9 protein-coding genes are annotated in these 11993 nt (G+C 40.9%); 6 read left to right on the top strand and 3 right to left on the bottom strand.

What is annotated here, in order from left to right:
- Positions 1-121 precede the first annotated feature (121 nt).
- Positions 122-1213, top strand: coding sequence for an acyltransferase family protein (locus tag A4G13_RS10190; RefSeq protein WP_165898035.1), 1092 nt, complete (start codon positions 122-124; stop codon positions 1211-1213).
- Between the two features lie 65 nt (positions 1214-1278).
- Here the strand turns inward: A4G13_RS10190 and A4G13_RS10185 are convergent, their stop codons facing one another.
- Genes A4G13_RS10185 through A4G13_RS10175 form a run of 3 tightly spaced genes read right to left on the bottom strand, consistent with a single transcriptional unit; the run spans position 1279 to position 5922 of the window.
- The gene (locus A4G13_RS10185; RefSeq protein WP_090654060.1) at positions 1279-3783 is read right to left on the bottom strand and encodes a DEAD/DEAH box helicase; all 2505 of its coding nucleotides are present in this window, start codon (positions 3781-3783) and stop codon (positions 1279-1281) included.
- Positions 3780-5300, bottom strand: coding sequence for an Eco57I restriction-modification methylase domain-containing protein (locus A4G13_RS10180; RefSeq protein WP_090654062.1), 1521 nt, complete (start codon positions 5298-5300; stop codon positions 3780-3782). Before A4G13_RS10180 ends, A4G13_RS10185 begins: the two co-directional genes overlap by 4 nt.
- A complete protein-coding gene (locus A4G13_RS10175) occupies positions 5281-5922 on the bottom strand; it encodes a DNA methyltransferase (RefSeq protein ID WP_090654064.1) in 642 nt (213 codons plus the stop codon). Before A4G13_RS10175 ends, A4G13_RS10180 begins: the two co-directional genes overlap by 20 nt.
- 118 nt (positions 5923-6040) lie before the next feature.
- Between A4G13_RS10175 and A4G13_RS10170 the strand changes: the two genes are divergently transcribed.
- The 5 genes from A4G13_RS10170 to A4G13_RS10150 all read left to right on the top strand — a co-directional run bounded on the left by A4G13_RS10170 (position 6041) and on the right by A4G13_RS10150 (position 11970).
- Positions 6041-6451 carry a hypothetical protein gene (locus tag A4G13_RS10170; RefSeq protein WP_090654066.1) on the top strand — a complete coding sequence of 137 codons (411 nt, stop codon included), beginning with the start codon at positions 6041-6043 and terminating at the stop codon, positions 6449-6451.
- Between the two features lie 148 nt (positions 6452-6599).
- Complete coding sequence (leuS, locus tag A4G13_RS10165; protein ID WP_090654068.1) at positions 6600-9182, top strand: leucine--tRNA ligase; 2583 nt, start codon at positions 6600-6602, stop codon at positions 9180-9182.
- 66 nt (positions 9183-9248) lie between these two features.
- Positions 9249-9758, top strand: coding sequence for an LPS-assembly lipoprotein LptE (locus A4G13_RS10160; RefSeq protein ID WP_011199519.1), 510 nt, complete (start codon positions 9249-9251; stop codon positions 9756-9758).
- Positions 9759-9762: 4 nt separating this feature from the next.
- Entirely contained in the window at positions 9763-10800 is a 1038-nt protein-coding gene (holA, locus tag A4G13_RS10155; RefSeq protein WP_090654069.1) for a DNA polymerase III subunit delta, read from the top strand.
- A 207-nt stretch (positions 10801-11007) separates the two neighbouring features.
- Positions 11008-11970 carry a TAXI family TRAP transporter solute-binding subunit gene (locus A4G13_RS10150; protein WP_041639497.1) on the top strand — a complete coding sequence of 321 codons (963 nt, stop codon included), beginning with the start codon at positions 11008-11010 and terminating at the stop codon, positions 11968-11970.
- Positions 11971-11993: the final 23 nt, after the last annotated feature.

Genomic DNA, 11993 nt, shown 5'->3' with positions numbered 1-11993 from the left:
TGGGACTGGTTTATTGTCTGTCTATGATGGTAAAAGCCATTATAAAAGATAAACAGACTGTTCAGTCACCCAGTTTTTATCCGTTCGGATAATAAGCTGTTAAGTTAGGAAACCGGTGTTAATGATTGCAAAAAAAGAATATTACTATGGATTAGACCAGCTCAGAGCTTTGTTGATGTTAATCGGTGTATTGACGCATGCGGCGTCGGTCATCAGCCCTTTTTACCGATGGGATTACCATAGCGATAGATATCAGGATGCGCTAATTCATAATATCGTCCATGTTGCGCATTTTTTCCGAGTGGAAGCCTTCTTTCTGATTGCCGGTTTCTTTTCCGCTATGGTGTTGCTTAAAAAAGGAAAACATTATTTCTTAAAAGGGCGATACTTACGCGTTTTTATGCCGTTAATTTCTTCTATTCTGCTAATCAATACGTTTGAAGTCTGGTTTGTGGTTCGCCATGATATCACCCCCTGGGAAAATATCGGTATCGGAAATTTTATCGTACACGCCTGGTTCTTATTAACCCTAATGATAATTTCATTGGTTTGTTTATTACCGGTAGATAAATTTTTAGATTATTTAAGCGGGTTTAATCGATTTATAAAACTGGGATTATTTATTTTTTATATGTATCTGCCTTTCGGCATTAAGTTCGTTCTGAATATGTTCGTTCCTATGGCGGATCATCCGTTGTTCTATTCATTTTATGGCTATCTGATAGAAAAAACCTTGTATTACAGCATTTACTTTTTTATCGGCTATATTATTTATCGAAGTGAAGCGGTACGTATATTTTTTAATAAAAAAACCATCAAAACTTTGCTGTGGGGAATAACAGTGACGGGCTTAACCTATCAAACCCTTACGATTGGCGAGGCGAAAGAAAGTTTACCTTTCACCATGCGCGCGATAAATGTTTTTATTCAGCACGCGTCTGCGATTTCTGTCAGTTTGTTATTATTTAATTTCTTCTTCAGCGCCTCTTTCCCGCCTTCCCGTTCCGTGGCGTTTTTAGTTCGTTCCGCTATCATCGTGTACTTGTTCCATCATCCGGTATTGATTGTACTGGGATATTATTTCGATGTTCCCGGCATGACGCCTTTTGTTTATTTTATGATATTGGTCACTTGCGGATATCTGTTATCTTTCCTGAGCTATCTGATTATTAACAGCAACAAATTAACGCGGTTTTTATTCGGGCTGAAATAAAAGGTAGCGTAATAGACAGAATAGTTACACAGTGATTAAAAGTGAACTCATCCTATTTTTTAAAATTATGTAACATCTGAACCTAATTGATATTCTAGAAAGCTAATAGTTGTATCATACAACCCTATCTGGTGTTCTTCATGTTTACTTATCCCAGAATAGCTTAAACTTGAATCTTCATAACGTTTAAATTTATACACGGCATCGTTCATCATTCCACTATTGAATAAATTAAGGCTGACTAACAAGCTAAAATCCTTTTGAGTTAAACCCGTTACTTTAAAAAAAAGCTCAGGTTCAAGTTGAGTAATGACATCTTGCAAACTATATTCACGGTTATCAGTCAGATACATAAAAATTGGAATCCGTGTGGCAAATTTAATCAATTTTTCCTGAATCTGCCTACGAAGGCTTTTTTCCTTTTTCTCATCATCAGAAAGTTGCTTTTTTTCCTCTTTTGACAAATCTCGTTCATTGGCTTTTTGCTTGGTTTTCTTCACACTTCCAGATTTATTGATGATAGTTTCAATATCTTGATTTAACGCCCGAAAACCTTCAATTCTCATCAATGCAGCCATTGCTGCTTCATTACGGCGTAATTTGCTCAATGTTTCGTTATCCACATTCACCAACACCGCACTTTCCCATCTGCGTGCCAACAGTGTTGCAGTTGTACCGCTCATCGCCATATCCAAAATACCAGCGGCATCAATAGAGTGCATAGAACTACCATCATAAGCAAGAACAGGTAAGAATTGAATAAATTCCGCCACTTTTTGTTCGGGGTTTTTATTATCCGTATTTAAACGAACGCAATAATCGGCAAGCTGTTTTAACGCACGGTCAGGGGCAAAATCGAACACATAGCAATCTTCTTTAACGATACATTCATTATTCGGATCATTCGGATTATGTCCGCGTAATACCCACGGAGTTTGCACACGAAAAGCCGCTTGAAAATAGGTTTCAGGGCTATTGAGATTACGTAGCATAAAAATTCCCGTCCATGGGGCAACCGAAACACCAGTGGTTAATTTACCGCAAGAAAGTGTAATGGATTTAGTTTTAAGAGGTTCGCTCGTCATCACTTTCTTCACAGGCAAAATCGCTTCTGCTCCCATTCCAGCTTCATTGCCAGCGGCAACAATCACGTTATATTCGTGGTAAAACTGATTCTGCTTTTGTGCCAATAAATTTCGCATTGCGTAACAAGAGGCAACTGTTGGTAAAAACCAAAGTGTATGCAGAAGGCTACCTAATAAACGACTGTCACCAAAAGGCATTGGTGGCTTTTCTGAACCTAATTTTAAGTTATCAATCGTAGTCGAACGTAACGAGCCCCGAATAAGATCCAACCATTTTTGTACTTCGTTTTCGTATGTAAATTTAGCCTTATCGCCTGTACCTTTAGCTTCAAAAAACTGCCCTAGATCAAATTCGTTAAATTCACCCTTTAACGCCACTTCACGAATATCATCGGGCAACTGATACGTCAGCATCACCATTCTCGGCAAGCTCAAATATGGGTTATCTTCACCCTGCCACTCTTTTTTAGCTTTTTGCTCATCAGAATAGGTCCAGTTATATACTTGTTCTTCAATAAATTCACCCGAATTTAAAGCCCGGAACGGCGTACCCGATAAATATAAAAAATGATGGCTGGTAATCGGCAAGCTATCTTCATCAAAATAATCCGGCATATCCATTTCCATTTCAGCCGCTTCCGATTGCATCGTTTGATAAAGCTGTTCGTCCGCTCCAAATAATCCTTTGGATTTTTCACGCCACGCACCATAGTGATATTCATCAAAAATAATGCAGTCCCAGTTAATGGTATGAACCCACTCATTTTTGAGCTTAGTGCCACCGGCTTTGTTTTTGCCTAAATAATCTTGAAATGAACCAAAACAAATTTGTGGCAATTCGACCGCGTTCTGCCATTCGCTTTCTTCCAGCACAAATCGCCAGCCTTGAAAATCCACGTGGTTTTGCAAATCTTCCTGCCATGCATTTTGCACCGCAGGCTTGAATGTCAGCACCAAAATTTTTTTCCAGCCCACTTCTTTGGCAAGCTGATACGCCGCAAAGGTTTTACCAAAACGCATTTTGGCATTCCACAAGAAATGTGGTGTTTTACCTTGATTATTTTCATCTTCCGCAAATGAGCGGAAGTATTGGGCGGTTTTGGCGACGGCTGCCAGCTGTTCAGGTCGCATACCAAATGCAAAAATTCGCTCTTTTTCGACCGCTTGCCCGGTCTTAACTTCTAAATAAGCAGATTTTACTTCGTTTAAATCGCATTTAAACCATTCACCATCTAAGCGTTCTACGCCACGTTTTTGCAAAATGGTGTGAATATCGCTATCCCGAAAACTAGAGCCATCGTCACGAATTGCCACCTCACTTAACAGGATTTGATAGCTTTGATTCGGTAATTTCACAGGATATTGTTCTGCCACGCGCTCTTCGACATTACGTGTTGTATAACCAATTTTTAAGCAATTTGGAAAACGACTATCATTGTAGGCGTAAATTTTTGGTGTGCGCAATTCGGTAATAAATTCACTCATTCTTTAGTTCCCATCGGTCTAACCATTGTTTCAATATAATCAATTTCCGCCTGAGTTAATTGATATTTTTCGTAAAGTTCTTTATCTGTCCACGGCTTTGAGAAATCTTGTAATGGCACTAATTCATATACTTTTTTCGTGGTGTGTTGGGTATTTTTCTTTAAAGTCAGCATAAAATGGAAAAAGCGTGTATTAATATAGCTCATCACATTTTCACAAATGTCTTGGCTGTCAAAAGGTCCTATTACCAAATAAGTTTCGGTACAAGCCGTACCTAAACCTGCGTAAATCGGTTTTACCCTGTCAGTTTTACTATCGCCCGAGCCAACCGCATAAGGGGCAATCACTTTATGCGTATGGATCCATTGTTTATTAACAGGAATTTCTTCTTGTTTCATATAACCAACGCCACGATTTTGGAAAAGTTTTACATTGTGATCGCTTGATTTATAAGGAGTTGGATTGCCTTTATCCGTTGTTGTTAAACCAAATGGTTTTCGTGTACTGACTAAATCAGCAAAACTACCTTCTTTTTTCTTTTGGACTTTACGGAGAATTTTGACCGCACTGTTATAACGAACGAAAATGTCTAACCCTTCTTCTTTTAATGGACGCACCATTTCAGATGAAATTTCGTTTTTTTCATGTGTAACAACCTTACAATTTCCCTTGTAATGTTCCTCCCAAAGGAAATAACAGACACCACCCTTAATTTCCACGCCAGTAAAGCAATCTTGTGAATTTGGAAAATCGTGAATAGTTGAAATGCGATTGTCCGAAAGCATTGAATCACGGAAATTATCTAAGCCTTTTCCGCCCGTAAACCAACGTGAAGGAATAATCATTACGAGATATTTTGGGCTAAGTTTTTTTGCCTGTTCCACAAATAAATCATAAATAGGTTTGGCACTTGCCTGTGCTCCACCATCACTTAACTGATAAGGTGGATTTCCGATAATAACGTCAAATTTCATAGGGCAATTTGGAATAATGTCTTGAATTGATTGATGAATAAACGAATAAGCATGACTTTCTAAATGACTTTCACGGTCGTACACCTGTTGGCTAGCACCACAATGTTTACACCGCCCGTTTTCCCAACTATGTTTCAACGGCGCATAAAGGATATTGCCTTGTTCATCATTAAATTCGGTACAAAGTGCATATTTATGGTTTGCCGAACGGCTACAATAGAGACTTCGGCGAGCCAATAAAGCTGTCAGTTCTGTAATACCTAAACCGAAAATTTGCTTGGTAAAAATATGGTTGATTCGTGTCTGTAAATCGGGGATTTCCGCTTCTAAACCTTTAATCAGCCGTTTAGCAATTTCACGCAAAAATACGCCCGATTTGGTGGCCGGGTCTAAAAATGTGGTTTTTTTTGATGAAAAAAGCCCCTGCGGCAATAAATCCAACATACGGTTGGCAAGCTCAGGTGAAGTAAACACCTCATCATTGGATAAATTCGCCAGGCAAGAGAGCACATCAGGATTATAGTTAATGGATAGGTTTTGCATTTTGGATCTCTAAAAAATAACAGCCGAAATACTCTTGAACAGATTGATACGGTTCTGAACTGTCAAAGACTAAATGTTGATATTCAAAATCGTGACGTTTTAAGCTCCATTTCCGCCCCAATGACACAGGTGACCATTGTGAAAAATGCAACATTTTTGTTGGCAAATCTTGATTTTTTTCATCGACATAGCACATTTTCAACGCATTGCCTTGCACGATGTTCAAACTCAAAATGAAACGAAGCACGCTGATGACTTCATCATTGGCGGTATCGGGAAACAACAAGCGATAGGATTCTTCTGCAAATTTGCAAAGCCGCCCACGACAGGCAATCACATTGTCGTATTGCAGTTCAATCCCGTAAATCGTCCCAATCGCTACCACTAAATAAAACTCATACTCACGTTGCGATTTGGCATATTGCCTTTCTACGACCGCTAACTTTCTGCGTAAAATTTCAATCAGAAAATTACCATCTCCACAGGCTGGCTCTAAAAATCGGGATTCAATCCGCAAAGTTTCGTCTTTCACTAAATCCAGCATCGCATTCACTTCTTCTTTTCTTGTAAACACTTCGCCATGATCGGAAACTCGTTGTTTGGATTTAATTTGGGTTGTCATATTAAAACGTAATTTTTAAGTTAATTATTAACGTAATTTAAAACGTAAGTATCATAATTGTTACGTAAGTTTTTATCAATCTTTCGCTAAAAATTAAGTTAAAAATTAACTTGATAATATGAATGAAAAAGAACTCTTTGCAGAAAAACTAAAAGCCCTTTTAATTGAAAGGGGATATAAACCTATGGCTTCGGTACTAGAACGTGAGTTTAATTTACGGCATTACGGTAAACCGATTGGCTTGCACGCTTTCGCCAGCTGGTTACGAGGTGAAACAATGCCAAGACCAGCAAGACTTAGAACATTGGCTGAATGGCTGAATGTGCCAGTTTCAGATTTGGTATCAGATGAATTAGCTTACAAATTAGACAGAGTGGAAAAAGAGAAAGAACTAAGCAAACACATTTGGGAAGAAGCCGCAAGCTATCAAGATCAGACAGTAATTAAGCTCTTTTTAAATTTACCTTCCGAACAGAAAAAAGTCGTACGAGAAGTAATTATGGCAATGGATAAAGCGTATCGCAAATAAGTCAAAAATACGATCTAAATAACCACAGATTAATCTTTCTCAAGTACCTATTAATTTCCTCCGTTTTACGCTATCCTATACCACATTTTCCAAGTATAAATTTGCCGCAAAAGTGCGGTTCATTTTTTCAAAGTTTTAAGGTAATACTATGCAAGAACAATATCGTCCTGATTTGCTTGAACAAGAAGTGCAAAAATACTGGCAGAATAATCAGACCTTCAAAGCAGTCAAAGACAGCAGTAAAGAAAAATATTATTGTTTATCAATGTTCCCTTATCCGTCCGGCCGCTTACATATGGGGCACGTACGTAACTATACGATTGCGGATGTGGTTTCCCGTTATCAACGAATGAACGGCAAAAACGTATTGCAACCGGTAGGTTGGGACGCTTTCGGTCTGCCTGCCGAAGGTGCGGCGGTAAAAAATAAAACCGCACCGGCAAAATGGACTTACGAAAATATCGATTACATGAAAAAACAGCTTAAAATGCTGGGTTTCTCATATGACTGGGATCGTGAAATCGCCACTTGCAAACCGGAATATTATAAATGGGAACAATGGTTTTTCACCGAGCTTTATAAAAAAGGTCTGGTGTACAAAAAAACCTCTGTGGTGAACTGGTGTCCGAATGACGAAACCGTACTTGCCAACGAACAGGTCCATGAAGGTTGCTGCTGGCGTTGTGACACGCCGGTAGAACAAAAAGAAATTCCGCAATGGTTTATTAAAATTACCGATTATGCGGAACAGTTATTAAGCGGTTTAGATACCCTTCCCGAATGGCCGGATATGGTGAAAACCATGCAACGCAACTGGATTGGCCGTTCCGAAGGGGTGGAGATTACTTTCAAAATTGAAAACAGCGACGAAACCGTCGCGGTTTACACTACCCGTCCGGATACCTTCTACGGCGTATCTTACATGGCGGTGGCGGCCGGTCATCCGTTAGCGGAAAAAGCGGCGCAAAATAACGCCGAATTAGCCCGCTTTATCCAGGAATGCAAAAATACCAAAGTAGCGGAAGCGGAACTTGCCACCATGGAAAAAAAAGGCATGGCTACCGGCATTAATGCGATTCACCCGATTACCGGCAAACCGGTGCCGGTATGGGTAGCTAACTTTGTGCTAATGCATTACGGTACGGGCGCGGTGATGGCGGTGCCTGCTCATGATCAGCGTGACTTTGAATTCGCAACTAAATACGGTTTGCCTATTAAACAGGTTATTGCACCGATGAACGGTGAAGAAATCGATTTAACTAAAGCTGCGTTTACCGAGCACGGTAAACTGGTGAATTCGGCGGAATTCGACGGTTTGGATTTTGAGGCCGCATTTAACGGTATTGCGGATAAACTGGAAAAAATGGGCGTAGGTAAACGCCAGGTGAATTACCGCTTACGAGACTGGGGCGTATCCCGTCAACGTTACTGGGGCGCACCGATTCCGATGCTGACTCTGGAAAACGGCGATGTGGTGCCGGCGCCATTGCAGGATTTACCGATCGTTCTTCCCGAAGACGTCGTAATGGACGGGGTAAAAAGCCCGATCAAAGCGGATCCGGACTGGGCGAAAACTAGTTATAACGGTCAACCCGCATTAAAAGAAACCGATACCTTCGATACCTTTATGGAATCTTCCTGGTACTATGCGCGCTACACCAGCCCGCAGTATCATGAAGGTATGCTGGATTCGGACGAGGCAAATTACTGGCTGCCCGTCGATCAATATATCGGCGGTATCGAACACGCCACTATGCACTTGCTTTATTTCCGTTTCTTCCACAAATTGTTACGTGACGCAGGCTTGGTTTCTACCGATGAACCTACTAAAAAATTACTTTGCCAAGGCATGGTATTAGCGGACGCTTTCTATTATACCAGCCCGACTAACGAACGTATTTGGGTATCGCCAACCAAAGTAATGCTGGAACGTGATGAAAAAGGTCGTATTCTGAAAGCGACGGATGATGAAGGTCACGAATTGGTTCACGCCGGTATGACCAAAATGTCAAAATCCAAAAACAACGGTATCGACCCGCAGGAAATGGTGGAAAAATATGGCGCCGACACAGTCCGTTTATTCATGATGTTCGCCTCCCCGGCAGAAATGACTTTGGAATGGCAGGAATCCGGCGTAGAAGGGGCTAAACGTTTCTTAGGGCGCTTATGGAATCTGGTATTTGAATATAATAAAAATCCGGTCAAAACGGCGCCGAATCCGACCGCACTTTCAAGTGCGCAAAAAGCGTTACGTCGTGATGTGCACAAAACCATTGCCAAAGTATCCGATGACATCGGCCGTCGCCAAACTTTCAACACGGCGATTGCGGCAATCATGGAATTAATGAATAAATTAACCCGTGCGCCGTTAACGGACGAACAGGATCGCGCGGTGATGGGCGAAGCCTTGAGTGCGGTAGTGCGTATGCTGTATCCGATCACCCCGCATATCTGCTTCCAATTATGGAAAGATCTAGGCAACGAGGATATCATCGATTTCGCTCCTTGGGTACAAGCGGACGAAGCGGCTATGATCGATGATGAAAAACTTGTTGTCGTGCAGGTAAACGGCAAGGTGCGCGGTAAAATTACGGTTCCGGCGGATATGGCGGAAGAAGAAATTAAACGGGTCGCACTTGCGGAAGAAAACGTACAAAAATTCCTGGACGGTTTAAATATCGTTAAAGTGATTTATGTACCGGGTAAATTATTAAGCTTCGTAGCAAAATAATTTAAAAAAATCGACCGCACTTTTCGTTTCAAACTAAAAGTGCGGTTAAAAATTTGAAGGTTTTCTATGTTAAAACAACTCAAAAAATTCACTTTTGTTACAGCTATTGCGGCGTTAACCGCTTGCGGTTTTCACTTTCAAAACGGTCAGTTAATTCCTCAGGAATTACAAACGCTGACTCTCGAAAGTTCGGATCAATACAGCGATATGGCGATGGCAATGCGCAAACAATTACAGCTTAACAACATCAATTTAGTCGAGGCGAGCCCCGATGTGCCCGTATTGCGATTAAACAAAACCTCCACCGACGACGAAGTGGTTTCGGTCTTCAAACAAGGTCGTGAAGCGGAAAAAATGTTGATGCTGGAAGTATCGGCAAGTGTAAAAATGCCTAACCGGGCGGCCTATCCGATTTCGGCAAAAGTAAACCGTACATTCTTTGATAACTCCCGCGCAGCCTTAGCAAAATCATCCGAAAAAGAAATTATATGGAACGATATGCGCGAACAGGCGGCCCGCCAGTTAATCAGCAAAATGGTGGCACTACAGCATCAAATAAAAAACGATAAACAATAAAGTTATGAACCGCATTTTCACTGAACAGTTAACGCAATCGTTAAATAATAAGCTTGCCGGTCTGTATTATTTAATCGGGCAAGATCCGCTGCTGCTCAGTGAAAGCCAGGATAATATTATTCAGGCGGCGACTAAATCGGGTTTTGATGAAAAACTGGAAATCCAAATTGATAACGGCACCAATTGGAATGATCTGTTTGAGCGCTGCCAATCTATGGGCTTATTCTTTTCCAAACAGGTCATTACCTTACATTTTCCGGAAAATCCGACCGCACTTTTGAGTAAAAATCTGGCGGAATTAATAAGTCTGTTAAATTCGGATTTGTTGTTAATTTTACACTTCGGTAAATTAACCAAACTCATGGAAAAACAGGATTGGTTTATTCAATCCGAACAATATGATAGAAACGCCGTTCTGGTAAATTGCCAGACACCGACGGCGGAACAATTACCGCGCTGGGTGGCAAACCGTTGTAAAGCAATGGGGTTAATCGCCGAACAGGATGCCGTTCAATTATTATGTTACAGCTATGAGAATAATCTTCTTGCTTTAAAACAAACTTTGCAATTATTAGACCTGCTACACGCGGATCATAAACTAACCTTTGTGCGGGTTAAAAATATTGTGGAACAGTCTTCGGTTTTTACGCCATTCCAATGGATTGATGCGCTGTTGGAGGGCAAAGAAGCGCGAGCCCGACGAATCTTAACCGGTTTGCAGGCGGAAGATGTGCAACCTATTATTCTTTTACGCTCGTTACAACGGGAATTAACCACCTTATTACAATTAGCAAAGCCGCAACATAAAACCGCCTCGGTAGATTCCGCATTACCGGTTGCACAGCTGCGTGAAGGTTTTGACCGTTTAAAAATCTGGCAAAACCGGCGCCCTCTATTTACTCAGGCTTTTCAGCGCCTTACTTACCGTAAGCTTTATCTTGCCGTTCAGCAATTGGCGGAATTGGAACGATTGGCCAAACAGGAATTCAGTGCCGATATTTGGGATCAATTGGCTAATATCATTCCGAAAATTTGCCGATAATCACTAATTTTCCAGCCTTTTTATTAAATACATCTCTTATATTTTCATGAAAAATCAGATTTTTATTAAATATTTTTCAATCTAGATTTTTCTTCTTATAAAACTATTGAAAATCAATGTAAATCCGTGTATATGTTTGTCTTGTTCGGGCTAAATTCGGAACATTCACAACATATCAATTATTTTCTCTATACTGGGGAACTCTCTATGAAAAAATTATTAAAATTATCATTAGTAGCCGGCCTCGCAATGACAGCGCTTGCCGTACAGGCTGAAGAGCGTTTTATCACTATCGGTACCGGCGGACAAACCGGGGTTTATTATGTAGTCGGTCAGTCTATCTGCCAATTAGTAAATCGTGATACGGCAAAAACACAAATCAAATGTAATGCGCCTTCAACCGGTGCCTCTATCGCTAATTTGAACGCTATCGCAGACAAACAAATGGATATGGGGATTGCGCAATCGGACTGGCAATATCACGCCTATAACGGCACCAGTGCTTTCGAAGGTAAGAAAAATGAAAAATTACGTGCGGTGTTCTCACTTCATGCGGAACCTTTTACCTTAATGGCGCGTGACGATTCCGGCATCAAAACCTTTGACGACTTGAAAGGCAAACGTGTAAATGTGGGCGACCCGGGTTCCGGCACAAGAGCGACAATTAACGTAATTATGGCTGAAAAAGGCTGGACGGATAAAAACTTTAAAGTTGCCGCAGAATTAAAACCGGCGGAGATGGCTTCAGCAATGTGCGATAACAACTTAGACGCCATTACTTACAACGTCGGTCACCCGAACGGCGCATTAAAAGAAGCCGCCGCTTCCTGCGATTCGCATTTAGTGCCGGTCACAGGTCCCGAAATTGATAAATTAGTCAGCGAACATTCTTATTATGCTAAAGCGGTAATTCCGGGCGGCTTGTACAAAGGTACGGATAATCCGGTGGAAACATTCGGTTCTTACGCGACTTTAGTCAGCTCGACTGATGTGGATGCGGATAAAGTGTATGCGGTAGTAAAAGCGGTATTTGATAATTTCGATCGTTTCAAACGTTTACACCCGGCATTCGCTAACTTAAAAGAAGAAGACATGATTAAAAATGCGCTTTCGGCACCGCTTCACGAAGGTGCGGAACGTTATTATAAAGAACGTGGCTGGTTAAAATAATTAAGCGCTTTATCATGCTTTTT

Source organism: Basfia succiniciproducens, from assembly GCF_011455875.1.
Lineage (GTDB): Bacteria > Pseudomonadota > Gammaproteobacteria > Enterobacterales > Pasteurellaceae > Basfia > Basfia succiniciproducens.
Note: the sequence above shows the minus strand (reverse complement) of the source record. Positions and strands in the feature narration are given on the sequence as shown.

Excerpts from the sequence above, each read along its gene's own strand:
- A4G13_RS10190 (WP_165898035.1), top strand. The coding sequence starts at position 122 with ATGATTGCAAAAAAAGAATATTACTATGGATTAGACCAGCTCAGAGCT.
- A4G13_RS10185 (WP_090654060.1), bottom strand. The coding sequence starts at position 3,783 with ATGAGTGAATTTATTACCGAATTGCGCACACCAAAAATTTACGCCTAC.
- A4G13_RS10180 (WP_090654062.1), bottom strand. The coding sequence starts at position 5,300 with ATGCAAAACCTATCCATTAACTATAATCCTGATGTGCTCTCTTGCCTG.
- A4G13_RS10175 (WP_090654064.1), bottom strand. The coding sequence starts at position 5,922 with ATGACAACCCAAATTAAATCCAAACAACGAGTTTCCGATCATGGCGAA.
- A4G13_RS10170 (WP_090654066.1), top strand. The coding sequence starts at position 6,041 with ATGAATGAAAAAGAACTCTTTGCAGAAAAACTAAAAGCCCTTTTAATT.
- leuS (WP_090654068.1), top strand. The coding sequence starts at position 6,600 with ATGCAAGAACAATATCGTCCTGATTTGCTTGAACAAGAAGTGCAAAAA.
- A4G13_RS10160 (WP_011199519.1), top strand. The coding sequence starts at position 9,249 with ATGTTAAAACAACTCAAAAAATTCACTTTTGTTACAGCTATTGCGGCG.
- holA (WP_090654069.1), top strand. The coding sequence starts at position 9,763 with ATGAACCGCATTTTCACTGAACAGTTAACGCAATCGTTAAATAATAAG.
- A4G13_RS10150 (WP_041639497.1), top strand. The coding sequence starts at position 11,008 with ATGAAAAAATTATTAAAATTATCATTAGTAGCCGGCCTCGCAATGACA.